Origin of the sequence: Duganella sp. Root1480D1, assembly GCF_001427305.1 — a bacterium.
GTDB lineage: Bacteria > Pseudomonadota > Gammaproteobacteria > Burkholderiales > Burkholderiaceae_D > Rugamonas.
Map to the genome: position 1 here is coordinate 29,579 of NZ_LMFZ01000007.1, position 26,224 is coordinate 55,802.

25 protein-coding genes, 2 tRNA genes and 2 pseudogenes are annotated in these 26,224 nt (G+C 60.9%); 10 read left to right on the plus strand and 19 right to left on the minus strand.

Going from position 1 to position 26,224, the window contains the following annotated elements; genetic code table 11:
• Nucleotides 1-33 precede the first annotated feature (33 nt).
• A tRNA-Met gene (locus ASD58_RS08940) sits at nucleotides 34-110 on the plus strand.
• 55 nt (nucleotides 111-165) lie between these two features.
• On the opposite strand, the gene ASD58_RS08945 is transcribed toward ASD58_RS08940, so the two are convergent.
• From ASD58_RS08945 to ASD58_RS32750, 5 genes and pseudogenes are all read right to left on the minus strand, one after another.
• Nucleotides 166-1,506, minus strand: coding sequence for an HlyD family type I secretion periplasmic adaptor subunit (locus ASD58_RS08945; protein WP_229209941.1), 1,341 nt, complete (start codon nucleotides 1,504-1,506; stop codon nucleotides 166-168).
• The gene (locus ASD58_RS08950) at nucleotides 1,503-3,209 is read right to left on the minus strand and encodes a type I secretion system permease/ATPase (RefSeq protein WP_057260776.1); all 1,707 of its coding nucleotides are present in this window, start codon (nucleotides 3,207-3,209) and stop codon (nucleotides 1,503-1,505) included. Before ASD58_RS08950 ends, ASD58_RS08945 begins: the two co-directional genes overlap by 4 nt.
• A 24-nt stretch (nucleotides 3,210-3,233) precedes the next feature.
• A complete protein-coding gene (locus ASD58_RS32135) occupies nucleotides 3,234-6,200 on the minus strand; it encodes a calcium-binding protein (RefSeq protein ID WP_229209942.1) in 2,967 nt (988 codons plus the stop codon).
• A gap of 16 nt (nucleotides 6,201-6,216) precedes the next feature.
• Nucleotides 6,217-7,373, minus strand: a pseudogene (locus tag ASD58_RS32745) (VCBS domain-containing protein); the annotation flags it as partial.
• A 1-nt stretch (nucleotide 7,374) separates the two neighbouring features.
• Nucleotides 7,375-8,795 (minus strand): annotated as a pseudogene (locus ASD58_RS32750) (VCBS domain-containing protein); the annotation flags it as partial.
• Between the two features lie 409 nt (nucleotides 8,796-9,204).
• On the opposite strand from ASD58_RS32750, the gene ASD58_RS08960 reads away from it, so the two are divergent.
• A tRNA-Met gene (locus ASD58_RS08960) sits at nucleotides 9,205-9,281 on the plus strand.
• Nucleotides 9,282-9,376: 95 nt separating this feature from the next.
• On the opposite strand, the gene ASD58_RS31815 is transcribed toward ASD58_RS08960, so the two are convergent.
• The 7 genes from ASD58_RS31815 to ASD58_RS08995 form a co-directional block, all read right to left on the minus strand.
• Nucleotides 9,377-9,820 (minus strand): class I SAM-dependent methyltransferase, encoded by a 444-nt coding sequence (locus ASD58_RS31815; RefSeq protein WP_200951593.1) that lies wholly within the window; start codon nucleotides 9,818-9,820, stop codon nucleotides 9,377-9,379.
• Between the two features lie 559 nt (nucleotides 9,821-10,379).
• Nucleotides 10,380-11,321: an acyl-CoA desaturase gene (locus ASD58_RS08970; RefSeq protein ID WP_082565315.1), complete on the minus strand. Its 942-nt coding sequence runs from the start codon at nucleotides 11,319-11,321 to the stop codon at nucleotides 10,380-10,382.
• Entirely contained in the window at nucleotides 11,305-11,643 is a 339-nt protein-coding gene (locus tag ASD58_RS08975) for a metalloregulator ArsR/SmtB family transcription factor (protein WP_057260778.1), read from the minus strand. Before ASD58_RS08975 ends, ASD58_RS08970 begins: the two co-directional genes overlap by 17 nt.
• A 77-nt stretch (nucleotides 11,644-11,720) precedes the next feature.
• Nucleotides 11,721-12,044 (minus strand): thioredoxin family protein, encoded by a 324-nt coding sequence (locus tag ASD58_RS08980; RefSeq protein WP_057261029.1) that lies wholly within the window; start codon nucleotides 12,042-12,044, stop codon nucleotides 11,721-11,723.
• A 32-nt stretch (nucleotides 12,045-12,076) separates the two neighbouring features.
• Nucleotides 12,077-13,654 carry an aldehyde dehydrogenase (NADP(+)) gene (locus ASD58_RS08985; protein WP_057260779.1) on the minus strand — a complete coding sequence of 526 codons (1,578 nt, stop codon included), beginning with the start codon at nucleotides 13,652-13,654 and terminating at the stop codon, nucleotides 12,077-12,079.
• 41 nt (nucleotides 13,655-13,695) lie between these two features.
• The gene (locus ASD58_RS08990; protein ID WP_057260780.1) at nucleotides 13,696-14,514 is read right to left on the minus strand and encodes a ChaN family lipoprotein; all 819 of its coding nucleotides are present in this window, start codon (nucleotides 14,512-14,514) and stop codon (nucleotides 13,696-13,698) included.
• A gap of 31 nt (nucleotides 14,515-14,545) precedes the next feature.
• On the minus strand, nucleotides 14,546-15,385 hold the full coding sequence (locus tag ASD58_RS08995) for an alpha/beta fold hydrolase (protein ID WP_082565316.1): 840 nt from the start codon (nucleotides 15,383-15,385) through the stop codon (nucleotides 14,546-14,548).
• Nucleotides 15,386-15,489: 104 nt separating this feature from the next.
• Here ASD58_RS08995 and ASD58_RS09000 point away from each other — a divergent pair, with 104 nt between their 5' ends.
• Entirely contained in the window at nucleotides 15,490-16,038 is a 549-nt protein-coding gene (locus tag ASD58_RS09000) for a CGNR zinc finger domain-containing protein (protein WP_057260782.1), read from the plus strand.
• Here ASD58_RS09000 and ASD58_RS09005 read toward each other — a convergent pair.
• Nucleotides 16,035-16,934, minus strand: a complete 900-nt coding sequence (locus tag ASD58_RS09005; protein WP_057260783.1) for a LysR family transcriptional regulator — start codon at nucleotides 16,932-16,934, stop codon at nucleotides 16,035-16,037. The genes ASD58_RS09000 and ASD58_RS09005 overlap by 4 nt on opposite strands.
• 100 nt (nucleotides 16,935-17,034) lie before the next feature.
• Between ASD58_RS09005 and ASD58_RS09010 the strand changes: the two genes are divergently transcribed.
• Together ASD58_RS09010 and ASD58_RS09015 are read left to right on the plus strand one after the other, a co-directional pair.
• Entirely contained in the window at nucleotides 17,035-17,766 is a 732-nt protein-coding gene (locus ASD58_RS09010) for an SDR family NAD(P)-dependent oxidoreductase (protein WP_057260784.1), read from the plus strand.
• A gap of 14 nt (nucleotides 17,767-17,780) precedes the next feature.
• A complete protein-coding gene (locus tag ASD58_RS09015) occupies nucleotides 17,781-17,990 on the plus strand; it encodes a 4-oxalocrotonate tautomerase family protein (RefSeq protein ID WP_057260785.1) in 210 nt (69 codons plus the stop codon).
• Here the strand turns inward: ASD58_RS09015 and ASD58_RS31625 are convergent.
• The 3 genes from ASD58_RS31625 to ASD58_RS09025 all read right to left on the minus strand — a co-directional run bounded on the left by ASD58_RS31625 (nucleotide 17,985) and on the right by ASD58_RS09025 (nucleotide 20,412).
• Entirely contained in the window at nucleotides 17,985-18,128 is a 144-nt protein-coding gene (locus ASD58_RS31625) for a hypothetical protein (RefSeq protein WP_162253001.1), read from the minus strand. The two genes, ASD58_RS09015 and ASD58_RS31625, sit on opposite strands and share 6 nt — an antisense overlap.
• An 89-nt stretch (nucleotides 18,129-18,217) precedes the next feature.
• Complete coding sequence (locus tag ASD58_RS09020) at nucleotides 18,218-18,763, minus strand: DUF1697 domain-containing protein (protein WP_057260786.1); 546 nt, start codon at nucleotides 18,761-18,763, stop codon at nucleotides 18,218-18,220.
• 53 nt (nucleotides 18,764-18,816) lie between these two features.
• On the minus strand, nucleotides 18,817-20,412 hold the full coding sequence (locus ASD58_RS09025) for a sensor histidine kinase (RefSeq protein ID WP_057260787.1): 1,596 nt from the start codon (nucleotides 20,410-20,412) through the stop codon (nucleotides 18,817-18,819).
• A gap of 119 nt (nucleotides 20,413-20,531) precedes the next feature.
• Here ASD58_RS09025 and ASD58_RS09030 point away from each other — a divergent pair, with 119 nt between their 5' ends.
• Together ASD58_RS09030 and ASD58_RS09035 are read left to right on the plus strand one after the other, a co-directional pair.
• On the plus strand, nucleotides 20,532-20,870 hold the full coding sequence (locus ASD58_RS09030) for a hypothetical protein (protein ID WP_057261030.1): 339 nt from the start codon (nucleotides 20,532-20,534) through the stop codon (nucleotides 20,868-20,870).
• Nucleotides 20,867-21,712: an HDOD domain-containing protein gene (locus ASD58_RS09035; RefSeq protein WP_057260788.1), complete on the plus strand. Its 846-nt coding sequence runs from the start codon at nucleotides 20,867-20,869 to the stop codon at nucleotides 21,710-21,712. The genes ASD58_RS09030 and ASD58_RS09035 overlap by 4 nt, the downstream gene beginning before the upstream one ends.
• A 24-nt stretch (nucleotides 21,713-21,736) precedes the next feature.
• On the opposite strand, the gene ASD58_RS09040 is transcribed toward ASD58_RS09035, so the two are convergent.
• Complete coding sequence (locus ASD58_RS09040; RefSeq protein WP_055929479.1) at nucleotides 21,737-22,081, minus strand: hypothetical protein; 345 nt, start codon at nucleotides 22,079-22,081, stop codon at nucleotides 21,737-21,739.
• Between the two features lie 205 nt (nucleotides 22,082-22,286).
• Nucleotides 22,287-22,601 (minus strand): hypothetical protein, encoded by a 315-nt coding sequence (locus tag ASD58_RS09045; protein WP_057260789.1) that lies wholly within the window; start codon nucleotides 22,599-22,601, stop codon nucleotides 22,287-22,289.
• Nucleotides 22,602-22,695: 94 nt separating this feature from the next.
• Here ASD58_RS09045 and miaB point away from each other — a divergent pair, with 94 nt between their 5' ends.
• From miaB to ybeY, 3 genes are read left to right on the plus strand one after another with little or no spacing between them, the layout of a single operon-like run.
• Entirely contained in the window at nucleotides 22,696-24,030 is a 1,335-nt protein-coding gene (miaB, locus tag ASD58_RS09050) for a tRNA (N6-isopentenyl adenosine(37)-C2)-methylthiotransferase MiaB (RefSeq protein WP_057260790.1), read from the plus strand.
• Nucleotides 24,027-25,094, plus strand: a complete 1,068-nt coding sequence (locus tag ASD58_RS09055) for a PhoH family protein (protein WP_057260791.1) — start codon at nucleotides 24,027-24,029, stop codon at nucleotides 25,092-25,094. The genes miaB and ASD58_RS09055 overlap by 4 nt, the downstream gene beginning before the upstream one ends.
• Entirely contained in the window at nucleotides 25,078-25,536 is a 459-nt protein-coding gene (gene ybeY, locus ASD58_RS09060; protein ID WP_057260792.1) for an rRNA maturation RNase YbeY, read from the plus strand. Before ASD58_RS09055 ends, ybeY begins: the two co-directional genes overlap by 17 nt.
• Here ybeY and ASD58_RS09065 read toward each other — a convergent pair.
• Nucleotides 25,518-26,204: a LysE family translocator gene (locus ASD58_RS09065; protein WP_057260793.1), complete on the minus strand. Its 687-nt coding sequence runs from the start codon at nucleotides 26,202-26,204 to the stop codon at nucleotides 25,518-25,520. The two genes, ybeY and ASD58_RS09065, sit on opposite strands and share 19 nt — an antisense overlap.
• Nucleotides 26,205-26,224: the final 20 nt, after the last annotated feature.

A 26,224-nucleotide genomic window follows, 5' to 3' on the forward strand; every position in this document is an offset into this window, starting at 1 on the left:
AACATCCGCTGGCACCGATAATGCTGGCCTTGCGGTGATATAGCTCAGTTGGTTAGAGCATAGCATTCATAATGCTAGGGTCGGTGGTTCAAGTCCACCTATCACCACCAAAAGGATTCAGCGAAAACCCGCACTGCACTCGATGCGCTGCGGGTTTTCGTTTTCTCAGCGCTCGCGCCCCGCGTGGCGCAGTACCTGCGTGACCGGCTCGAGCAGGTATTGCAGCGGCGTGCGCTTCTCCCCTTCGATAAACACTTCTGCCGGCATGCCGGCCAGCAGTTTGAGATCGCCCGCCTTGGCCAGGGATGCCGGATCTGCCTCCACCAGCACCGAGTAATAGGGTGCCTCGGTGGCACGGTCGATCAGGCGATCGGCGGAGATGTAGATCACTTTGCCACGAACCAGTTGTGTGGTGCGGTACTTGAAAGCGGTGAAACGGATGTCGGCTGGCTGGCCGCGCCCAATGCGGCTGATGTCGTCCGGCCGAATCCGCGCCTCCGTCACCAGGCGCGTATCGTCCGGCACGATGTCGGCGATTGTTTCACGCGGCGCGATCACCGCTCCGGGCACAGGATATTTCAGGCCAATGACTTCGCCGCTGGCAGGTGCGGTGATGACCTGGCGTGCCGACGCATCGACCGACTTGCGCTGTTCCTGCTCAATTTCCGACAGGCGCGCCGTCGCCACCTTGAGCTGGTCGCTTGCTTGCTGCCTGTATTCGCCTTCCAGCGCACTTGCGCGTAAATCGATGTCGACCATGCGTTGCTGGGCGCGCGCCAGCTCCGAGCGCCGCTCTTCGAGCTTGACGCCATAATCGGCAATTGCGCCTTCGATCTGCGCGATGCGCGTGGCAGAAACAAAACCGTCCTTGCGCAGCTTGTTGTTGGTGTCCAGGTCGACCTTCTGGAACTTCATCGACTCGCTTGCCTGTGCGATCTGCGCGCGCAGTGCGACGACTTCCTCCGCGACTTTGTCCCGCTGCGAATGCAGCAGCCGCACCTGCCCCACCAGTGCATCGCGCCGCGCGGCGAACAACGAGCGCTCCTTGGAGACCTGCTCGGCCAGGCGCGCATCGGTTTTAGCGGATTCGACCACGTCCACTGGAAAATTGAGCGACTGCTGCATGCCTTGCTCAGCATCGAGCCGCGCCAGGCTGGCGCGTTCCGTTTTGACGCGGTAATCCAGCCGGTTCTTGTCTGCATCGACCGAGACGTCGCCAAGCACCAGCAAGGGCTCGCCCTGCTTCACGTGTTGGCCGTCACGCACCAGCACCTGGCGCACGATGCCGCCCTCGGCATGCTGCACCGGACGGCGGTTGAGATCCACCTTCACGTAGGCTTGCGCCACCACTGCCGACGACAGCGGCGCGAAGGTCATCCAGGCCGTCACCGGAAGCAGCCCGAAGATGACTACCGCTATGCCCCAATTCGCCAGGCGGCGTGCTTCACCGACATGCAGATGCGTGGCATCGTTAGCCGCCATCTTTTGCAATGCGCTTTCCATCATGCCCTCCCTTCGGCTGCACGCGGCATGGCCACCACCTGCGCACCTGCCCTGCCCTGGCCAGGCTGCATCGCCTGCATTACTTCCGCCACGGTGCCGAAGTGCTGCACGCGGCCGCCATCGAGTACCAGCATCTTGTCCATGTGCTGCACCAGGGTACTGCGGTGCGTAACCACGATCACGGTTACCTGTCCGCTCAGGGCCTTCAATGCATCGGCAAGCGCCAGTTCACCAGCGCCATCCAGGTTGGAGTTTGGTTCGTCCAGCACCAGCAGCTTGGGATCGCCGTACAGGGCACGCGCCAACGCAATACGCTGTCGCTGGCCGGGCGACAGCATGACACCCATGCCGTCGATCTGGGTGTCGTAGCCTTGTGGCAGCCCTAAAATGAGCGCATGCACGCCGGCGCGCTGCGCTGCCAGCACCACCTTTTCCGCATCGGCTTCGCCCAGCCGCGCAATGTTGTCCGCCACAGTGCCAGGGAACAGTTCAACATCCTGCGGCAGGTAACCAAGCCAAGGCCCAAGTTCATGGCGCGGCCATTGGGCCAGGTCCACGCCGTCCAGGCGCACCGTGCCAGTATTCGGCGTCCAGAGCCCCGTCAGCAACCGCGCCAAGGTTGACTTGCCGGCTCCGCTGGCACCGATAATGGCCAGCGATTCGCCGGGCTCCAGGCTGAATGTGACGCCTGCCAGTATCATCCGCTCGCTTTGCAGCGGGCGGAACACCAGGCCCTGTGCCTGCAACCTGCCAACGGGCGCGGGCAGTTTCATGCGCTCCGGCTGCTCGCCGGCGGCTCCCAGCAAATCGGTCAGCCGCGCGAAGCCAAGGCGCGCCTCAGCCAGCGTGCGCCAGCTTCCTACCACCTGTTCCACCGGCGACAATGCCCTGCCTAACAGCACAGTGGTCGCTACCAGGATGCCGGGCGTGCCTTCGCCGCTAATCACCAGGTAGGCGCCCAGCGCCTGCATCATGATCTGCACCAATTGCCGTGTCATGCGCGTGAAGGCCGCCATCGCCACCGATTTTCGTGCTGTCGCGCCCTGCAGTTCGGAGACCCTGGCATTCTGGCCCTGCCAGCGCCCAATCAATGCGTCGGACATGCCGAGCGACTGTACCACTTCGGCATTTTGCAAGGACGACTCAAGGTAGCGCGTGGCCTTGGCGGCTTCTTTCTGCAGCGTTTCGATGCCACGCCGCGTAATACGATCGTTCAACACCGCCAGGACCAGCATCAACACCGAGGCTGAGGCTGCCGTCGCCCCAAGCAGCGGGTGGGCCAGCCAGATCACGGCAACATACACCACCGCCCACGGCGTATCGAACAATGCCAACAAGCCTTGCGCCGAAAACAGATTGCGCAATGCAGCCACATCGCGCAAGCCTTCGGCAGATGTGCGCCCGACGCCGCGTGCCGATCTTTCCAGCATCGCCTTGACGACGACGGGCGACAGTTGTTCGGCGATCAGGTTGCCGATCACGCCCTGCAAGCGGCTGCGCAGGTAATCGAGCATCAACATCAAGCCAAGGGCGATCACCATGCCAAGCGACAGCACCAGCAAGGTTTCCTTGCTCTGGCTGGCAAGCACGCGGTCAAAGACCTGCAGCATGAAGAGAGCAGGTGCCAGCAGCAACAGGTTGACGAGGAAAGAAAACGCCGCGACAACCAGCAGCGGGCGCTTAAGGAGCTGAAAGAGTGGTTTCATGATTGGCCCCGTCCTGTTCGCAAATCATGAACCAACCCTGATGTCGTTCTGGTTGAACGTGTCGGCCGGATTTTCCAGCGTCAGCGTCGCAAACAGGGTACGGTTGGCCGCGCCCAGGCCATCCGAATCGTAGTACAGGTTGCCTGTGGCGCTGTCATAGATCACCCTCACCCCGGCGGCCACGACATCGGCTGAACCGCCGCCTGCGGACGCCGCGAACTCGGACGACGACAGCAGGTTGCCTGCCGATGTCGTGATGCCGGTAAAGGTAGCCAGCGACAATTCGATCCAGTCGCCGCTCGCCGCCGGTCCCGAGGCGTTGAAGTCGGTGATCGCATCAACTGCGTTGGGCGCCGTATCGAAGACGAAGGTGTCGTGGCCTGCCCCACCGGTGAGCATATCGGCCCCCGTTCCGCCAACGATGCGGTCATCGCCCGCCTGGCCGTTGATCACGTCGCTACCGCCACCACCGCGTATTTGGTCGGAGGAGGCTGAGCCGGTCAGGTTATCGGCGAAAGCAGTGCCAATAACGCCTTCGAAGCCCGTGTATGTGTCGGTGCCAAGTCCTGCCGCGCTGCCTGCAAAGGTACCCGGGCCGTTGTTCACCAGTGTGAACGTGATGCCTGCAGTGCCATCCGAGAAGTCGAGCAGGTCGCTGCCGCCCTTGCCGTCGAGGATGTCATTGCCCGCTCCGCCGCGGACGACATCATTGCCGGCACTGCCGTTGATGGTATCTGCCAGCGTTGTGCCGATCACCCCTTCCATATTCATATAGCTATCGGTGCCAAGGGCGCCGGCACCTCCCGTGCTCACAAATGCTCCGCTCTGCACCAGGGTGAAATTCAACGCCGCAGTGCCATCGGAAAAGTCGAGCATGTCCTCACTGCCAGCGCCGCCATCCATCTTGTCGTCGCCCAGTCCCCCGGTCATTACGTCGTTTCCTGCGCCACCCGACAATTGGTCATCGCCCCCGTTCCCGGACAGCAGGTCATTGCCGGCGGAGCCATTCAAGGTGTCGGCCGCATTGCCTGTTCCGCCAATGAAAACATCGCCTGCCGCGCCGCCGGTCACGCTATCTGGACCACCGCCGGCATCGATGTACGAGGCCTGATAGGAACCAGCGGTACTGAGGTCAATCGTGTCGCCTGTGCTGTTGTTGTTTGTCGCGGCCCGGACGTCGATCATTACCGAGGCTGTCGCACTGCCGCCGGCGCCGTCCGACACCGTGTATTGGAAACTGCCGCTTGTAGCGCTGTTGTTACTGGTGAAGCTGATTGTGCCCGCAGTTGCGTTCAGGGTAAGGCCTGTGATGCCGGTACCGCCGCTAACGCCGGTGATCGCCAGTGCATAGCCATCAATGTCGGTATCGTTGCCGAGCAATGCACTGGTTGAAATCGTGACAAAAGTATTGTTGGAAACGATGATACGGTCAGCCACACCGACGGGAGGCTGATTGTTGGCGACAACCGTGATCGCTGCAATGTCGGCAGTGGTCGAAAATGCCGAGCTGCCGCCATTGATGGAAGTATCGGCTTTGGCTCCTGCGGTGCCACTGGTTCCATCCCAGGCGCGGAACGTGACGCCGTCGCTGATCGTGCCGCTGTAACTCGTGTTCCCCTGGAAGTAGACCCGCGTATTCGCATCCGCCGACAACAGCAATGCAGAAGAATTCGAGACGCTGCCAACGGTCAACCACGTAGTCCCGCCATTCGTGGAATACCACCAAGTTCCGCTAGCGGCGTTCGTGGCAGTTAATGCGATACCGGTCACCGCGCCGTTGTCCGCATCTATCACGTTGTCGAGACCACCACTCGGTGGGTTCAAGTTAACCAGGCTCGATACGAGCGTGCCAACCGCGCCACTTGGCCCGCCGGCATTCTGGAGAACGTTTGCCAGAACGGGAGTCGCTGCGGAGATCAAGACTGGCGCATCGTTAGTGCCGGTAACGGTGAACTTCACAGTTCCTGGTGTCGTGGCCGTACCGTCGCTCACGCCGTAATTGACCACCACATCCAGCGTCTGGCCTGCCGCCAAGCTCTGATAAGCGGAATGACTCGGGTCCAGCGTAAAGCTGTGCGCATCAGCGTCGTAAGTCACACCGGCTGGCAGCGGCGCGGGTACCGACACCACTGCGAGCGTCGTACCAGCATCGACATCCGATGCATTGGCCAGCGCATTGAGCGTCACCGTAGCACCGTCTTCGGTCGCGTCGCCAGTGACCGCCCCCGTCACCACCGGCGCATCGTTAGTGCCGGTAACGGTGAACTTCACAGTTCCTGGTGTCGTRGCCGTACCGTCGCTCACGCCGTAATTGACCGCCACATCCAGCGTCTGCCCTGCCGCSAGGCTCTGGTAAGCCGAATGACTTGGATCCAGCGTAAAGCTGTGCGTATCAGCGTCGTAAGTTACACCGGCTGGCAGCGGGGCGGGTACCGACACCACTGCGAGCGYCGTACCGGCATCGACATCCGATGCATTGGCCAGCGCATTGAGTGYCACCGTCGCACCGTCTTCGGTCGCATTGCCAGTCACCGCCCCCGTCACCACCGGTGCATCGTTAGTGCCGGTAACGGTGAACTTCACAGTTCCTGGTGTCGTGGCCGTACCGTCGCTCACGCCGTAATTGACCGCCACATCCAGCGTCTGGCCTGCAGCCAGGCTCTGATAAGCGGAATGACTCGGGTCTAGCGTAAAGCTGTGCGTATCAGCGTCGCCGTAATTGACCGCCACATCCAGCGTCTGGCCTGCAGCCAGGCTCTGATAAGCGGAATGACTYGGRTCYAGCGTAAAGCTGTGCGTATCAGCGTCGTAAATCACACCAGCCGGCAGYGTGGCGGGCACCGATACCACTGCGAGCGCCGTACCGGCATCGACATCCGATGCATTGGCSAGCGCATTGAGTGTCACCGTCGCACCGTCTTCAGTCGCGTCGCCAGTGACCGCCCCCGTCACCACCGGCGCATCGTTAGTGCCGGTAACGGTGAACTTCACAGTTCCTGGTGTCGTNAGTGTCACCGTCGCACCGTCTTCAGTCGCGTCGCCAGTGACCGCCCCCGTCACCACCGGCGCATCGTTAGTGCCGGTAACGGTGAACTTCACAGTTCCCGGTGTCGTAGCCGTACCGTCGCTCACGCCGTARTTGACCGCCACATCCAGCGTCTGCCCTGCCGCCAGGCTCTGGTAAGCCGAATGACTTGGATCCAGCGTAAAGCTGTGCGTATCAGCGTCGTAAGTTACACCGGCTGGCAACACTGCCGGCATTGATACAACTGCGAGCGTCGTACCGGCATCGACATCCGATGCATTGGTCAGCGCATTGAGCGTCACCGTCGCACCATCTTCGGTCACATCGCCAGTCACCGCCCCCGTCACCACCGGTGCATCGTTCGTACCGGTAACGGTAAAATTCACGGTTCCTGGTGTCGTGGCCGTACCATCGCTTACGCCGTAATTGACCGCCACATCCAGCGTCTGCCCCGCCGCCAGGCTCTGATAAGCGGAATGACTCGGGTCCAGCGTAAAGCTGTGCGTATCAGCGTCGTAAGTCACACCTGCTGGCAGCGTGGCGGGCACCGACACCACTGCGAGCGTCGTACCGGCATCGACATCCGATGCATTGGCCAGCGCATTGACTGCCACCGTCGCACCATCTTCGGTCGCATTGCCATTGACTACCCCCGTCACCACCGGCGCATCGTTAGTGCCGGTAACGGTGAACTTCACAGTTCCCGGTGTCGTGGCCGTACCGTCGCTCACGCCGTAATTGACCGCCACATCCAGCGTCTGCCCTGCCGCCAGGCTCTGGTAAGCCGAATGACTTGGATCCAGCGTAAAGCTGTGCGTATCAGCGTCGTAAGTTACACCGGCTGGCAACACTGCCGGCATTGATACAACTGCGAGCGTCGTACCGGCATCGACATCCGATGCATTGGCCAGCGCATTGAGTGCCACCGTCGCACCGTCTTCAGTCGCATTACCAGTCACCGCCCCCGTCACCACCGGCGCATCGTTAGTTCCGGTAACGGTGAACTTCACAGTTCCTGGTGTCGTGGCCGTACCGTCGTTTACGCCGTAATTGACCGCCACATCCAGCGTCTGGCCTGCAGCCAGGCTCTGATAAGCGGAATGACTCGGGTCTAGCGTAAAGCTGTGCGTATCAGCGTCNCCGTAATTGACCGCCACATCCAGCGTCTGGCCTGCAGCCAGGCTCTGATAAGCGGAATGACTCGGGTCTAGCGTAAAGCTGTGCGTATCAGCGTCGTAAGTCACACCGGCTGGCAGCGGGGCGGGTACCGACACCACTGCGAGCGTCGCACCGGCATCGACATCCGATGCATTGGCCAGTGCATTGAGTGTCACCGTCGCACCATCTTCGGTCGCATCGCCAGTGACCGTACCCGTCACCATCGGCGCGTCGTTGGTACCTGTAACGATGAACGTCACCGATGCCGGGGTGGCCGTGATGCCGTCGGATACTTGATAGTTGACCGTCACCTCTTTCGTCTCTCCCTGAGCCAGACTTTGATAGACAGTTTGGCTGGGATCCAACGTAAAGCTGTGGGTCGCGGCATTATAGGTAACACCTGCTGGCAGCACAGATGGTAATGACTCCACTGTCAACGTCGTGCCAGCATCAACATCTGATGCATTGGCCAGTGCATTGAGTGTCACTACAGCGCCGTCTTCGGTTCCATTACCGGTCACTGCGCCCGTCACTTCCGGCGCGTCGTTACTGCCTGTGATAGTAATGTCGACGACCTTTACAGCACCGTCGGCGCTTTGCACGGTGATGCTGTCATGCAGGGTTTTGCCCGCCGCGAGCGCCTGCACATGGCTATTAGCGTTGTTCAGCGAATAGGTCCAGCTCCCCTTGTCCGTGACGACATATGTACCGTATTTAGCGGTACCCGCACTTACCGACAAGAAGGCATCGTCGAGACCATTCAAGTCGTCGGCATAAAGGTCACCGCTGACTGTCGGGGTTCCGCCATTTGAATTACCGACACCTCCTGCCTCGATAACAGTACCTGCGGCATTGCCGCTAATAAGCGACAAGCGGTAGTCGACCGTCGCGAACGAACCGCCGGGCGCTGGCTGTACCCACACGTCGAGCTGCTCCATCATTTGCACAGTCAGAGTCGACACTCCGTTTCCGCTGGGTGATGCAAAGGTGAAAGTAAAGTCGCTGGCAGAGCCATTCGAAACTTCGCCCTGCGCGCTTAATTTGACCGTCGAAAGAAACTGCACATATTTTTCGAGCTGCGCGCGCACGGCAGGATCGCACCACTGGTTCCAGGTCAACTGAAGTTGGATGACATCGACGCCCGCACCGCCCGTGTACACGTCCTTGGTTCCCGCCACCAGGTTTTCACTCAGGTTGTAGACCAGCGTATCGTTTCCGGAACCACCGTTAAGTTGGTCACTGCCGCTGCCGCCGTCGAGGGTATCGTCGCCTGCACCTCCATTCAACGAATCGTTTCCGCCGCCTCCATAGACATAGTCGTCGCCGTTGCCGCTGTTGATGGTGTCGCTACCGCTGGTGCCAACCAGTGTGTCGTTTCCGTTAGATCCGGTAATAGTGCCCATGCTCTTCTCCCCAGATTACGCCGGGCGCGCGGCGAAAGATGACTATTCGTAAATATTGATTCTTCTCGTCCATCAAGAGTGATCGGAGGGCATTTGTCTTTCCCAATCTCAATCGATATCAATTTAACAGTTGAGATTGCGCGAACGCATGAGAACAATGCCCTCTTTTCACTAGGACTAAGAACCCATCAATAAGCGCACTAAGCAGGGCTTTTGTCATGTTCCACGCAGGAGTCTAATTGCGCGGGGAGAGGATTTTGGGCGGGATGGAATAACGAGAAAGCAACGTATCGCCGGCTGCCTGCGGACCGAGGCCTTGCGCTTGAGGGCCAGAACGTCCGACCCTCATTAATTGCATAATCACAAATGGTTGACAGTATAGGCGAAACGCCGCATAATGCGTGGCTCTGGTGATATAGCTCAGTTGGTTAGAGCATAGCATTCATAATGCTAGGGTCGGTGGTTCAAGTCCACCTATCACCACCAGGATTCATCAAAAAAGGCCTGATCCGGAAACGGTTCAGGCTTTTTTTGTTTTCGATCAGCTCAGCAGCTCTGTGGCCAAGCGGGAAGTGCTTAAATCAACTCAGAACTCTTTTCCTGCTAACAAACACCTCAAGATACTCCCCGTCCAGCCCAAGCTTCCGGTCTCGATTGATATAGGTGATCGTCGTGGAGTTCGACCAGTGACTCAACAGTTCCTCAAAATCGTCCCCATAGTCCCACGTAACAAGCGCCCGTCCGTCGCCAACCGGATTTCCGTGATAAACCTCTTCCTTGATATGTTCGATCTGATCGCCCAGGAGTCTCGCTCTTTGATAACTCTTGCTTAAGCCTTTATGCTTGGGCGCGGTAAATACATGAACGCCTCCAGGCTTCAGTACCCTCATGATTTCCCTGGCTGCACGCTCGGGATCAAAGATGTGCTCAAACACGTCCTGGGTGATGAAAATATCGAAAGTTTCATCAGCGAATGTAAGCGCCTCGAGGTTTTCGCAACGCACTCCGTTGACCAGCGTTCCCACTTCCGCTCCCGCAAAATATTGCGAACACGAGTAAGAAGTGCAGAATCTTGGAAGTAGCTGGTTCGAGGGAGATGACTCGTGCAACTCTTTCTTCTCCCATCCCTCGAAATATGTATCCAGAACATACTGGATATGGCGTTGCCGGGGAATCGACAGGCAATTAGCGCAGAGGTATTGGTCCCGAAGCCACGTCCCATGAATTTCAAAAACACACTCATTTCTACAGCAGTGACAGTACCCTGAGTTACTGGCCTCAATGAGGTCTTCGCCTTCATTATGCAAAGGCTTTCGCTCTGCAGAAAATCGGGCTACCTCACCGCGTAGCCGATCGCGTTCGCTCACGATCTGCCCCAAGACAGGTGAACGCAAAGCTAGTGACTTGAAAATTTTTGGGTACACTTAGCATCCTATCAAGTATGAAAGTACATTCCCGCCTCGAGTTGCCGCCCCGTCGGGCTGACCAGGCCGTTGTCGCCCAGCTTATAGCAATTTAATAATAATTGAGCAATTCGGGTGGCAATGTCAAGCATCCATACACATGGGGTGAAAGCGACGCCGATCACCACCAAAGACTGACCAGGAGCGGCCTGAATTTGCAACGGTCCAGGCCATTTTTGTTTTCCAGCCTGTCCGGCAACTGCAGGTCCCTCACCAGCCCAAAGTGCTCAAGCACCCGCAAGGCCCACCAGCCCGGGTCCCACTCGCCTTCTCCCAGTCCAAGCCGCGCCGAATGCGGGAAGGCATGGTGATTGTTGTGCCAGCTCTCGCCCATTGTCAGCAGGGATGTCCAGCGGATGTTGCGGCCCTGGACGGCGGCGCCGTCCACCTCATACGACATATCGCCGTGGTTATGGGCGAAATAGCCGATCAGCCAATGGCCAGTCACCCCGGCGACGATGCGGGCGCACACGCCCCAGCACACGAAGGCCCAGCCGCCCCACACATAAAACAGCACAGCAAGCGGCAACTGCTGCAGCATCCAGGTCCGTTCCAGGAAGCGGTAAAACGCATCGCCGGCAATGCGTCGCTCAATGTGGATCGCTGGCGGCTTGTCCAGCACCAGGTCGCATTGCAACTGCCACCAGGCATCGCGCCAGAATCCCGCGCCATGCCGCAAATATGGGTGACAGTCGGACTGGCGCTGCGCGTAATCGCGCAACTCGTGCTGACGCAGCAAGCCAATCGGTCCGGCCAGGCCAACTTGCACGCCGGTCCAGACCAGCAGGTATTCCAGCCATTTGGGGCACGCGAAGCTGTTGTGGATCAGCTTGCGATGACTTCCCAGCGAGTGCCCGAACAGCAGCACAAGAGCTGTGGCCGTGGCGAACAGCGCCATTGCCGGCAACAATGGGTAGGCAATGGCGCCATACAGCGCTCCTCCCCACATTGCCACCAGCCAGAGCGACTTGGCCGGGGCATAACGCACTTGGCCTGCGCACACCGCAGCCAGGTCCTCGCTTGCGACGCGATGCTTATGTATGACGTTACGAATCTTTTTCATGCCGTCCCCCTTTTTTTACCGAAGCCATCGCCCGCGACTCGCGCTTGAGCGGACGCCCAACGGGACAGACCTCCAGCGCATAACCAGTCAAGGTATTCACCAGGTTGTCCCCGTTCAGTTTGTAGAACACGAACTGCCCTCGCCTTTCGCTGCTGACGAGGCCTGCGTTTTCCAGCACCGATAAGTGCCTTGAAATCGCAGGCGCACTGATGCCAAAACGCTCGGCCAGCTCGGACGTGGACAGCTCTACCTCGGACAGGTAAGCAAGGATCTGGCGGCGCGGCTTCGACGCAAGCGCCTCAAAGACTTTATCAAGTTCCATAATTTCAAAATTAACTAATTCGTTAATAGTTAAATCGAAATTCGGGCCGATGTCAAGCCGTTTGAATTAATCAGGGTTCAGGCGCCGGAGATCTGGCGGAAGCCTTCGCGCAGTTCATCGGCATCTTCGGGCCGCACGACGCGCGCGACTTCCTTGCCGTCTTTCAGGAAGATCACGGTCGGCCACAGCTTGACGCGGAAGGCGCGCCCCAGCACGCGGCCAGGACCGTCTTCCACTTTGAAGTGAGGGATGTTGGCGTACTCGCGGTACGCTTCAGCGATGGCCGGCTGGGCGCCGCTGCAATAGCCGCACCAGTTGGTGCCGAATTCCAGCACCGCCGGCCCGGTGAGCGCATCAATGTCAGCCCTGGAAGGCTGTTCTGTCTTGTACACAGTTTCCATCATGCGGCCCACCTTATCATGATCGGCCAGGCTTATGCGCCCGGCTGGATCTTGCCGTCGACTACGCGCGGCACGTTTTGCGGATTGCTGTTGGCCAGGGTCGAAGGCAGCGCCCATTCCGGCGCATCCTGGTAGCACACCGGGCGCAGGAAGCGGTCGATGGCGGTAGCGCCAACGGACGTGCTGCGCGGATCGGAAGTCGACGGGAACGGACCGCCGTGCACCATGGCGTGCGCCACTTCGACACCGGTCGGGAAGCCGTTGAACAGGATGCGGCCAGCCTTGCGTTCCAGCGTTGGCAGCAGGGCCGCGGCGATCTCGCGATCGTCGGCGGTGGCGTGCACGGTGGAGGTCAACTGGCCTTCCACGTGTTCGGCGATGCGGCGCATGTCGGCCGCATCGCGGCAGCGCACCAGCACCGAGCTGGGGCCAAAGTTCTCGTCTTCCAGCGCCGGCGTGGACAGGAAGGTGTCGACGTCGGTGCTGTACAGGTGCGGTTGCGCCGCGCAGGCCGTGCTGCCGGCGCCGCCTTGCGCCAGCAGCGCCACCTTGTCCAGCGAGGACAATTTGCCCACGCCGGCTTCATAGGATTTGTGGATGCCAGGGGTCAGCATGGTAGTCGATGGCTTGGCCTGCACTGCAGCCGCAGCCGCAGCCGCAAATTCGTTCAGCTCAGGGCCTTCCAGCGCGATCAGCAGGCCAGGATTGGTACAGAACTGGCCGGAGCCCATGGTCAGCGAATCGGCAAAACCTTGCGCGATACGCGCCGCGCCAGCTTTCAGGGCGCCCGGCAGCAGGAACACCGGATTGATCGATGCCATTTCGGCATACACCGGAATCGGCTCCTTGCGGGCCTGCGCGATGCGCACCAGCGCCAGGCCGCCGCCGCGCGAACCGGTGAAGCCCACAGCCTTGATGGCCGGATGCGCCACCAGGTCGCCGCCAATCTGCACATCGCCGATCACCAGCGAGAATACGCCTTCATGCAGGCCGCAGTCGGCCACGGCTTTCTGGATCGCCTTGCCCACCAATTCGGACGTGCCGAGGTGCGCCGGGTGCGCTTTCACAACCACCGGGCAGCCGGCAGCCAGTGCCGATGCGGTATCGCCGCCGGCCACCGAGAACGCCAGTGGGAAGTTGGAAGCGCCGAAGACGGCAACCGGGCCAACGCCGATCTTGCGCATGCGCAGGTCGGAGCGTGGCGGCACGCGCTCCGGCAGTGCGGAGTCCAGGGTGGCGCCGAGGAACAGGCCATCGCGCACCACTTTGGCGAACAGGCGCAGCTGGTTGACGGTGCGACCGCGCTCACCTTCCAGGCGCACCTGCGGCAGGCCGGATTCCTGCATGGCGCGCTCGATCAGTTGCGGCCCGATGTCGAGGATGTTCTGCGCCACCTGCTCCAGGAATTGCGCGCGCTTTTCCAGCGTGGTTTCGCGGTAGGAGTCGAATGCTTGCGCTGCCAGTTCGCAGGCGCGCTGCAGGTCGGCCGGGGTAGCCATGCCAAATGCTGGCTCAATTTCAGTATTTCGGGCCGGGTCGGTGGCCTTCATCTGGCCTGCGCTGCCTTTGATGGCGGCTTGTCCGATCAACATTTCACCTGCGATCTGCATTCTTTGCTCCTTGATTGATTGGGGTCGGCAGGGCCGGAAGTTTACTTGAATTTGGCGCAAGGGTCTGTGCGCTTTTGCGCAGCCACCTTGCGGATTTCGTCATAGCTGCCCTGCAGGCCATCAGGCTCGATAAAGCCGATGGTGCGGACATTCAGCCTGGGTTCAATGGCATTCAGCCAACGCGGCACGCCGATATCCTTGCGCACATGGCCGTTGCCGGCGATGAGCACTACGTCGCGCGGCTGCTGCTGGCGAATCAGCTTGGCCATCCAGATATCGCGCGCCACCTGGGCGTTGACCATGCCGGGCAACATCATGTCCGGCGCCATATTGCAATGGCCCTCCTGGATCGCCTTTTCCTGGCCTCGACGCAGGTCCGCCGGCAGAGGGTCTTTCAGCTTGTAGGCGGCAACGGTGGCGGCATCAAAACTGGAGGCGACGCCATCGCGCACCACTTTCGATGCGTCGTTGCGCGACAGATTGACGGCCACCAGCGGCAGGTGGTTGCTCAGGGCGAGCTGGATGATGGGGTGGTAAAGCTGCCAGTCCCAACCCTTCTTGTTCATGACGTTGATCACACAGGAGGCGTCCAGGCAGCCCTTCTGCGCTTCGTCCAGCAAGCCTTGCGACTCGCGGTCGAACTGCTCCATCGCGATCGCAGGACGCCAGCCGGCTTCCACGCGCTGCCGCAAGTCCTCGAAGCGCAGCTTATGCCCTTCCTTGTTGTCATGCACTTCCCCCAGCAACAGCACTTGCGGGTTGGAGGCGGTGATGTGGGCCGTGTAGGTGACGGTTTGTTTGCTGCTGCAGCCGGCCAAAGCCAGGCCGGCCAGCAGCAGTGCGATGGTGTATGGCTTCATCGATGCGTGGTCAGGCTATCCTCGAAAGCGTCTAGTCTAACAGGGCGTGGATGGCTTTGCCGATCACCTCGACGTGGGTTTCGAGCGCAAAATGCCCGGTATCGAGCAATTGCACGATCGCGTTCGGGTTATCGCGGCGATAGGCCTCGGCGCCCGGCGGAGTGAAGAACGGGTCGTTCTTGCCCCAGATCGCCAGCGTTGGCACCTGCGCTTTGCGGAAGAATTCCTGGAATACCGGGTACAGTTCGAGATTTTTGCGGTAGTCGTAGAACAGCTCGAGCTGGATATCGACATTGCCGGGACGCGCCATCAGGGCCGAGTCCAGCGTGTAGGATTCGGGCGCCACGCTGGCGGGATCGGCAACACCATGGGTGTACTGCCATTTGGTGGCATCCGGCGTCAGGAAGCCGCGCATGACGTTGGTGTTTTCTTCGTTCGGGTCGGCCCAGTGTTTGCGCATTGGCCCCCAGCCATCGCTCAAGCCTTCCAGGTAAGCGTTGCCGTTCTGGGAAACCAGGGCCGTAATGCGTTCCGGTTTGGCGGCAGCCAGGCGCAAGCCGACCGGGGCGCCGTAATCGAACACGTACAGCGCAAACTTATCCAGCTCGATGGCTTGCAGGAAGGCCTCCATGGTGCTGGCCAGGTTGTCGAAGGTGTATTGGTATTTGCGTTCAGGCGGCACCTCGGTGAAGCCGAACCCCGGCAGGTCGGGAGCGATCACGCGGTATTTGGTCGCCAGCAGCGGGATCAGGTTGCGGAACATGTGGGAACTGGTGGGGAAACCGTGCATCAGGAGGATGGCCGGAGCGTCCGGTGCGCCTGCCTCGCGGTAGAAGATGTTGACGCCGTCTGCCTGGATGGTGCGATTCATAATTAACCCCTTAAAGTTAGTTTTGATGGTTACCAGATTACTCTCGCCGCGTAACTTGTCAAGCATTATTTTGATGGTTACAATAAAGTCGGGAGGACAGAAAAATGATTGAGTTCTATGGCGATCATCCGGCGCTGGATTTGATGAATACCGTCGTGCAAGGCGAAGAAACCTGGCATGACGACGCCAGCGTCATGGAGTGGCTGGCGGCGGCCGGGCAGTTCGCAGCGGAAGGCACGGCGCCTGGCAAGCCAGGCGAATTGCTGATGGCTGCACGCGCACTGCGCGAGACGGTCCGCGCGGCCGTAGCGGCGCGCAAGGCTGGCCAGCGGGTCGACGCGGCAGCACTGAACGCGGCAATGGCACACGCCGAGCGCCACCTGGTACTGATGGAAGAAAGTGGGGATGGGCTGTCGCTGCAGGCCCGCTACGCCGCCCGCACGCCGCAGCAGCTTTTGGCGCCACTGGCGGAAGCGGCGGCACAGTTGCTGGCTACGGCCGACTTCAAGCTGGTGCGCAAATGCGAAGACCACGCCTGCACGCTATGGTTCCTTGACCGCACCAAATCGCACCGCCGCCGCTGGTGCAGCATGGCGCTGTGCGGCAACCGCAATAAGGTGGCAGCCTTCCGCCAGCGCCAGCAGGAAGGCTAGCGCAGCAGGAACTCGACGAAGCTGCGCACCCGCAGCGACAGGTGGCGCGCGTGCGGGTAAATCAGGTAGAAGGGACGCGAACTGCCGGCATGCTGCGGCAGCAATTCGACCAGCGCCCCGCTGGCCAGTTCGCGCTCCACGGCAAAGCGATAGGTCTGGGCAATGCCGCCGCCGTGCACGGCCAGCGCGCCCATGCCAAGGAAGTCTTCCGCGCACACGATGGCATCGCTGCCCGCCAACTCGATTTCAATGCCATCGCGCATGAACTGCCAGGGAATCAGGCGCCCGGTACTTGGCAGAACGAACTGGATGCAGTCATGCCCCGCAAGTTCCTCCAGCGTTTTGGGCTCGCCGCGCCGCTTCAGGTAGGACGGCGCCGCCACCAGCACCAATGCCGCATCTTCCAGCTTGCGCGCGATCAGGGTTGAATCCTGCGGCGCGCGGCCGCGCACGGCCAGGTCATAGCCCTCCTCCGCAAAATCGATGTTGCGGTTGCTGACGTGGACTTCGACCTGCACTTCGGGGAACTGCTGGCGGAACGCCGCCACGCGCGCCAGCAAGCGGTAATGCGCATACGGTGTCGGCACGCTGATGCGCAGCCTGCCCGACGGCGCGGCCTGCTGCCCCGTTACTTCGCGTTCTGCTTCCACCAACTGCGACAGCGCTTGCCGGCACTGCTCGAAGTACACCTTACCGCCATCGGTCAGGCGGATCTGGCGCGTAGTGCGCACGAACAGCCGCACGCCGAGGCGCTCCTCCAGCCGTGAGATCGAACGGCTTACTGCCGCCGGCGTCACGCCCGCCATGGCCGCCGCCGCAGTAAAACTCCCGTGCTCCCCGGCCAGCACGAACAGCTCGATGCTGCCCAATTGCATATCATCGAAATGGCGCTGCATTTATTACTCCATGTATCAAGTCAATTTCTGGAAGCCATATTTATCAACCAAAACGTCATAAGTATAGTGGACTCACCGTCACCCAACCAAGGAGTTCCAAATGACTAAGACAGCAATCATCACCGGCGCCTCCAGCGGCCTCGGATTCGCCATCGCCAAGGCCTACCTGGCGCGCGGCTACAACGTGGTCGGCAATGCGCGCACCATGGACCGCCTGCAAACGGCCGCAGCGCAACTGGGCAACCCGGCCAACTTCCTGCCTGTCGCCGGCGATATCGCCGCGCCGCAAACTGCCAGGGAATTGTTCGAAAAAGCCGCTGCCCGCTTTGGCAAGGTCGACATCCTGGTGAATAACGCCGGCGTCTTCATCGCCAAGCCGGCTGTCGATTACACCGAAGCCGAAACCGACGCCCTGGTGGCGACCAACCTGAAGGGCTTTCTGTTCCCCACGCAGGAAGCGGTGCGCCATATGGAAGCCAACGGCGGCGGCCATATCGTCAACATCACCGCCAGCCTGGGTGTGACGCCAGCCAAGGCAAGCGCCCTGCTGCCGGTGCTGATCAAGGGCGGCCTGAATATGGCAACCCGCGCCCTGGCGCTGGAAGTAGCCAACAAGAACATCAAGGTGAATGCTGTGGCGCCCGGCATCATCAGCACCCCGCTGCATAGCCCGGATGCCGGCACCCAGGAATTCCTGAAAGGCCTGGTGCCGACCCACAAGATGGGCACGGCCGGCGACATCGCCGACGCGGTGCTCTACCTGACCGATTCCACCTTCATCTCCGGCCATGTGCTGACCGTCGACGACGGCGCCGCAGCCGGCAACTGGTAAGCAAGGAGAACGACATGCCCTATGTGAATATCAAAGTCACCCGCGAACAAGGCGGCCCGACCAGGGAACAGAAGAAGGAATTGATTGCCCGTACCACCAGAATGCTGCAGGAGGTGCTGGACAAGGATCCGGCCACCACCTTCGTCATCATCGACGAAGTGGAGACCGATAGCTGGGGAGTGGGATATGAATCGGTGACCGAACGGCGCGCCCGCCAGTCATAAACCGCAAACGCTGTGGATATTGCTCAGTGCAACACCCCCGACAATGGCGCGGCCAACGCAACTGACCTTTTGCCAGCCATTGTCGGCCACAGCGAAGCCGCCGATTACCAGGGCCAGGACCACGGCGCCAAGTATCATGGCGCCTCTTATCGAATCGTTAATCCTCATTGTGCATCTGACAAAAACATGGATAAACGATTTTAGACGCTGAACGTAACAGCCGACAACTAATTATTTGCCATTGCGTGCAATTTGCTGATCGTGCTCCAGTTGCGGGAAGTGACCGCATCGCCCAGCGCCTTGCCCATGGCGGCGGCAGCGCGGCTGGCCAGCACGCCGTCCGGGCACCAGATATAGGCGGCGTGGCTGCCGAGTGCGAACGCTTCCGGCTGCCAGCTCTGCCGCGCCAGTGGCTCCAGCTTGCCGCGGTCTTCATCGGGTTTGTTGAGCACGGCCACCACCAGGCGCGAATGGTCACTGGCCACGTTCTGCAAGCTGTTTTCCCTGACGATCTCGGCCAACTGGGCGGCTTCAATCACCGTGACTTTGGCGGGAACGCCGAGCTTCAGCACCAGCGCTTCCTCGATGCGCACCGCACTGTCAGCCGCATCGGTGGCGTTGCAATCGAACACGACATTGCCACTGTTGAGCAGTGTGCGCACATCGCCGTATCCCATATCGCTCAGCACCTTGCGCAGGTCGGCCATCGCAACGCGTTTTGCGCGTCCGACATTTATGCCGCGCAGCAAGGCGATCAGGCGCTGCTTATCCATAACATTTCTCCCTGCATGGCCGCAGTATGCGGCAGATACAGCAGGGGCGGCGCTCAGCTCACGGTCGGTGCATGCAACGGCGCATCCGGATGCTTGTCCTCGCTCTCGTCGCCCGGCGTCACGCGCGGAATGCGCAACACGAAGCTGGCGCCTTTGCCCTGGATGCTTGCGACGGAAATCGTGCCGCCGAATTGCTTGACGATCAGGTTGAAGACAATGTTCAGGCCAAGGCCGGTGCCGCCCTGGCCGCGCCGGGTGGTGACGAAGGGGTCGAACACCTTGTCCAGCATATCCGGCGCGATGCCCTTGCCGTTGTCGACCACCTGCATCTCGATGATGTCGCCGTCGGGGATGACATTGATATCGATATTGCCCGCGCCATCGGGCTCGAAGGCGTGCTCCACGCAATTCAGTGTGAGGTTGGTGATGACCTGGGCCAGGGCGCCCGGGTAGCTGTCCAGCATGATGTCGTCGGGGCAGTTGATCGCCACCACGATGCGCGTCTTCTTCAGTTTTGGCTGCAGGCTGGACACCACCTCGCCAATGTATTCCTTCAACTCGAAGCGGCGGCGCGCTTCGCTGACCTGGTCGACCGCGATCTGCTTGAAGCTGTGGATCAGGTGCGCTGCGCGGTAGGCGTTGTTCATGATCAGGCGCGCACTTTCGCCGGCCGTTTCGATGTATTTCTGGATTTCCGACTTCTTCACCTGGCCGGCCTTCATCGACTCGTCGACGGCCGTCGTGGCATCCATCAGCACCGAGGCACTGGTCAGGGCAATGCCTACCGGGGTATTGATTTCATGCGCCACGCCGGCCACCAGCGAGCCAAGCGATGCCAGGCGCTCGGCCTGCAGCAGCGATTCCTGGGTGCGTTGCAGGTCGTCCAGCGCCTGCGCCGTTTCCTGCGCCGAGCGGCGCGCCAGGTCTTCCGCCTCGCGGGTGCGCTTGATGATCGACTTAACCTTGCGCTGGATGGCATTGAAGCCGCGGATCACGTCGCCCAGCTCGTCGCTGCGCTTTTCCGGCAGCTCCTCCACTTCGTCGGAGCCGCGCGTGGCCAGTTCGAACAAGCCGTCGCGCAGCTTTTTCAATGGATCGAACACGATGCGCAGCGACAGCGCCAGCGCCACCACCAGGATCAGGTCCAGTGTCAGCACTTCCACCACCTTGCGCCGCACTTCGGCGGCCAGCGTGGCATCGATCTGGGCCCGGCTGAAATTGACCACCACGCGGCCCACGATCACCGGCTTCAAGGCACTGCCGGCGGCGCCGGCGTCGCGGTAAGCCAGGTCGGCCACCACCGGCGCGCCCTGCACGGTTGTTTCGGATTCGATGGGAACGATGCTGCCATCGTCCTTGCGGCGCTTGCCGGAGAACAGGCCGACCGAAGTGTCATAGACACGGATCGCCACCAGTTCCGGCGGCAGCATCTCGGCCGCCACGATATTGTCGACCTTGGCCTTGTCGAGGTCCCAGAGGGCTGACGGCAAGCTGGTTTGCAAACGGGTCAGCACCCCTTCGCGCAGGCGCTGGTTAGCCACTTCCAGTTCATGGCCAAGGCTGTACTGCGCGTAAGTACCGGAAATGCCCAGCACAACGGTGACGATCACCACGAACAGCGCGGTCAGCCGGCCTTGGATACCAAACATTCACTCCCTCCCCCGAATTCCCACCAATGTAAGGGATGGAGTGTTGCTTGGCAAGATTTTAAGGATGATGGCTTTCCGTCACTGAGGTAAGATTTGCCTTGCATACAATGGAGATCAAAATGACGGGCACATACCGCCACCTGCCTCTGGCTAAAGTTGAGCCTGGCATGGTGCTTTCAGACGAACTGTTGGACACGCATGGCCAGGTCTTGCTGCCGGCAGGCGCCGTGCTCACTGAACGCATGCTGGAGCGCTTGCAGGACCACGGCATCGAGTCACTGGCGGTGGTGTGCGACACGCCGCCTGACCCGGCCCAGACTGCCGCCGAACGCGAAGCCCACCTGGCGCGCATCGGCGTGCTGTTCCGCCGCCACGATCCGACTGATGCCGAAGACTGGGCGGCCAATGCGCTGCGCGCGCTGGTCACTGAATTTCGTGTCGGCAAGGAGGCTGCATGAGCGAACAGCTCAGTTATGACGATGTGGTGAAGAACCTGGACGACCTGCCCTCGCTGCCGGCGGTGGTGATGGAATTGCTGAACAGCGTGGACCAGGAGGACATCGACATCGCGGTACTGGCCAAAAAGGTCTCGCACGACCAGGCACTGACCGCCAAGACGCTGCGCCTTGCCAATTCGTCGCTGTTCGGGCTGCAGGTCAAGGTCACCACGATCCAGCAGGCGATCACCTTCCTCGGCTTCCAGAGCACGCGCAACCTGATTACGGCGGCCGCCGTCACCGGCTGCTTCGCCGACAAGCTTTGCCCGGGCTTCGACCACAACTTGTTCTGGCGCCATTCGATTGCCACGGCTGCATGCGCCAAAGTGCTGGCGCGCCACGTGCGCTTCAACCAGGATTACGCTTTCACGGCAGGCCTGCTGCACGATATCGGCCGCCTGGTGCTGGTGTCGACCTTCCCGGACCTGTATGCCGAGGTGATCGCCTACCAGAAGGAGAACGACTGCTACATGCTGGACGCGGAACGCGCCGTGCTCGGCATCGATCACGTCGAAGCCGGCCTGGCGTTGGCGGAGCATTGGAATTTCTCAGACACCATGCGGCTGGCAATTGCCGGCCACCATGAACCAGGAACACCGGGTGCCGGCTTCCTGGCGGCGATCGTGCACGTGGCCGACGCGGTGGTGCATGCGCTGGACCTGGTGCAGAAACCGGACGGCCTGGTGCCGCCCGTTTCCCCGATTGCCTGGAAAGCGCTCAACCTGGGTCAAGACACTTTCCTGCACCTGTTCCGCGAAACGGAACTGCAATATGAAGAAATTGCGATGGTGCTGATGGCCTGAGTTGCCGGCGTGCTGCCGGCACGCTCAGTGCGCGCTGGCTTGCGGCATGCCGCCCTGGGTCGAGGCGCCGACTGGCTTGTCCTCTGGCTTCGGGCGGCCTTGTGCATCCGACAGGCGGTACTTGGTGCGGCGGTCGCCCATCAAGTCACGCAGTTCGCGGATACTCATGCCAGTCACTTCGTGCATGCGGATCAGCAGGGAAGCGCCGACTGGCAAGCGGTGGTGACGGATTTTACTGATTACAGGCGGTGCAACTTCCAGCATGCGCGACAGCGCAGCGTCGTTCTTCAATTGCATTTTGCCGAGCAGGATGTCCAGCAGGTGGTTCGGGTTGTAGCTTTCCTGCGAAGCGAGAGCGTGGTGTGCCATGATGATCCTCTCTTGACAGTGGAGTGTTGAGGAAAGGGCCTTGCAGTCTTGCTAAATTTTCATGCTGCTCTGCGAAGCGAACCTTGTTCAACATCAAGACTTTGCGATGATTTACCGAAAATCTTGACAACAATGCCATTTCAACACAGTCATTATTCCTGTGTCGCACGAAAGAACCACACGGAAATTGTGTTGCGCGGATATTTCAAGCTGTAACGGAAATAATGCTGCCCGGTGCCGGGGTGCCTGGGGTCTGGCGGTTGGCCTGGGCATTCTGGGCCAGCAGGTCTTGCCGGGTGAGGAAGTCTTGCTGCTCGGCCGACTGGGCTTGCTGTTGGACGCGGGTTTCTTCGCGTCGGGTGCTGATTTGCTCGGTACGCGCGGCCTGCTGCTCGCGGATGCGCTGCTCTTCCTGCTGCAACTGGCGCTGTTCGGCCAGGCGGCGTTCGGTGGCGGCGGCATCGACCTGCTGGGCCTGCTGGAAAATCGGGGTGGTCGATCCTATTCCATTGATAGCCATGACATAGCTCCCGCAGAAGATTGCTCTTTTAACTCTAGAGCCCGCGGGGCCTGTTTTCAAGGGCCAGTTGGCGATTTACGGTAAACTTGCGGATATGCAGAAAAAAGTATTCATCAAAACCTTCGGCTGCCAGATGAACGAGTACGACTCGGACAAGATGGCAGACCTGCTCGGCGCGTCCGAGGGACTGGTACGCACCGAATCCCCGGAAGACGCCGACGTTATCCTCCTCAACACTTGCTCGGTGCGCGAGAAGGCGCAGGAAAAGGTGTTTTCGGACCTGGGAACCTTCAAGAAGCTCAAGCAAGCCAAGCCTGAACTGGTGATCGGCGTGGGCGGCTGCGTCGCCTCGCAGGAGGGCGAAGCCATCGTCAAGCGCGCGCCGCTGGTGGACGTGGTTTTCGGCCCGCAGACACTGCACCGCCTGCCGAAGATGATCGAACTGCGCCGCCACACCGGCAAGCCGCAGATCGACATCAGCTTCCCCGAAATCGAGAAGTTCGACCACCTGCCGCCGGCACGCGTGGAGGGCGCTTTCGCCTACGTCTCGATCATGGAAGGCTGCTCCAAGTACTGCTCCTACTGCGTGGTGCCCTACACCCGCGGCGAAGAAGTGTCGCGCCGCTTTGAAGACGTGCTGACCGAAGTGGCCGGGCTGGCAGCACAAGGCGTGAAGGAAGTCATGCTGCTTGGCCAGAACGTGAATGCCTTCCGCGGCGAGACTGCCGACGGCAGCGTCGCCGATTTCGCTATGCTGATCGAATACGTGGCCGAAATCCCCGGCATTGAACGCATCCGCTTCGTCACCAGCCATCCGAAAGAATTCACGCAGCGCCTGATCGACTGCTATGCGAAGATCCCGAAACTGGCCGACCAGCTCTACCTGCCGGCCCAGCATGGCTCGGACAAGATCCTGGGCGCCATGAAGCGCGGCTACACTGCCCTGGAATACAAGTCCATCATCCGTAAGGTGCGCGCGGTGCGCCCGAACGTGGTGATTTCCTCCGACTTCATCGTCGGCTTCCCTGGTGAAACCGACGAGGATTTCGAAGCCATGTTCAAGCTGGTGCAGGATGTCGATTTCGACAACAGCTTCAGCTTCATCTTCAGCAAACGTCCCGGCACGCCGGCCGCCAACCTGGCCGACGATACCGCGGCCGAAGTGAAATCGGCCCGCCTGCAGCGCCTGCAAGCCCTGTTCGACGAGAACACCAAGCGCCACAGCGCCGCCATGGTCGGCATGACCATGCAGGTGCTGGTGGAAGGCCCGTCCAAGCGCGGCGGCAATGAAATGCAGGGCCGCGCCAGCAATACCCGCACCGTCCACTTCGACGGCGGCGCCAATGCGCAGACACTGATTGGCCGGATGGTCAGCGTGCGCATCACTGAAAGCCTGGATTACTCCCTGCGCGGAGAAGCGATACTTTGAAAACAAAAACCCCGGTGCAACCGCACTACTTCGTTCCAGAACCACTGGACAACACGCGCCTGGCCCATTTGTGCGGCCCGCTCGATGAAAACCTGCGCCAGATTTCGGCAGCGCTGGACGTGACTATTTTCCGCCGCGGCGAGAAGTTCATCGTCAGCGGCACCAATGCCGAACGCGCCGTCGCCATCCTGGAACACTTCTATGATGTCGCCGACAAGGTGGTGCCGGTGGAAGAAGTGCAGCTGGCATTGGTGGAGCAGCGCGCCAGCGAGGCGCAGGACGATTTCGCCCCTGCCGGCGAAGAGCCGCCCTTCCACGAGCCGGACATCACCAGCCCGGTGCTGAAAACGCGCCGCAACGACCTGCGCGGCCGCACCCCGCACCAGATCCGCTACCTGCGCAATATCCTCGATCACGACATCAGCTTCGGCATTGGCCCGGCCGGTACCGGCAAGACCTACCTGGCCGTGGCTTGCGCTGTCGATGCGCTGGAGCGCGACGCCGTCAAGCGCATCATCCTGACCCGCCCTGCGGTGGAGGCGGGCGAGCGCCTGGGCTTCCTGCCTGGCGACCTGGCGCAAAAGGTCGACCCTTACCTGCGCCCGCTGTACGACGCGCTGTACGACCTGCTGGGCTTCGACCGCACGCAGAAGATGTTCGAGAAACAGGTGATCGAGATCGCACCGCTGGCCTATATGCGCGGCCGCACGCTGAACCACGCCTTCGTGATCCTGGATGAGGCGCAGAACACGACGGTCGAACAGATGAAGATGTTCCTGACGCGTATCGGATTTGGCAGCAAGGCCGTAGTGACGGGCGACGTAACCCAGATCGACCTGGCCAAGCACCAGAAGTCCGGCCTGATCGACGCCATGCATGTGCTGCGCAATGTGCGCGGCATCGCCTTCAGCCAGTTCTCCAGCGCCGACGTGGTGCGCCATCCGCTGGTGGCGCGCATTGTCGACGCCTACGAAAGCTCGCAGGAAGCCAGTGCCGAAATCGCCCCCCTGCTGCAGACCGTCAAACCCGCTGTGAAAGCCGTGCGCAATGTCCGAAAAAAATAAGCTGACCCTGTCCGTCCAATATGCCGACCCGCGCCTGCAGCAGGAAATCACCCGCCCGATGATCCGCAAATGGGTCAAGGCCGCCCTGTTCGCTCCGGCGGAACTGACCATCCGTTTCGTCGATGCGGAAGAAGGCCAGGAACTGAATCGCGATTATCGCGGCAAGGACTACGCCACTAATGTGCTGACCTTCGCCTACAACGAGGGCGAGGAAGTGGCGGAAGACGAACCGACCCGCGCCGACATCATCCTGTGCACCGACGTGCTGCAGCGCGAAGCGGCCGAGCAGAAGAAAACCGTGGAAGAACACACCGCCCACCTGATCGTGCACGGCGTGCTGCACGCCCAGGGCTACGACCACGAGGACGATGAGGAAGCGGCCGAGATGGAAGGCATCGAGACCGAGATTGTCACCGGTCTCGGCTATGCCGACCCGTACTGAACCTTCAGCGACAGCATCGCCAGCCCGAACGCGCAAAACACCAGTGCGCTCAGGCGCGACAACATACGCGCGCTGCGCGGTTGGCAGAGCCAAGTCCTGGCCCGTGCCGCCAGCCCCGCATACAAGGCATGAATCGCAATCAGTACCAGGCAGTAGGTGGCGATGGCCAATGCCAGCGGCATCTGCTGCCGCGCCGAGACCGCTGCGCCGGCAAACTGCGGCAGGACCGACAGGAAGAACAGCAGCGCTTTCGGATTGCTGGTCTGAAGCAATGCGCCGCGCAACAGGCGGCCGCGCCACCCGCCGCCACGCGGCAAGCGGCCTGCCGCGACAGTGACGCCAGGAGGCGGCGGCATCCGGCGCCAGGTTTTGCAGGCCAGGTAAAACAGATAAGCCACGCCGCAATATTTCAGCACCAGGAACAGGTTCGGCGATGAGCGGATCAACAAGCCGATGCCGGCAGCCGACAGGCCGGCCATCACCGCAGCGCCGGCTGCCAGGCCAAGCACGCCATGCATAGCTGCACGCCAGCCGCAGGCAATCGCATTATCAAGCGTCATCAGCACGCCAGGCCCGGGGCTGGCGACCGTGACGGCCACCATGACGAAGAAAATCCAGTAAGTATTCTGCATGCGGGCAGTGTGCGCCAGCACCGGCCTGGCGATCAAACGAGATTTTGGTATGATGC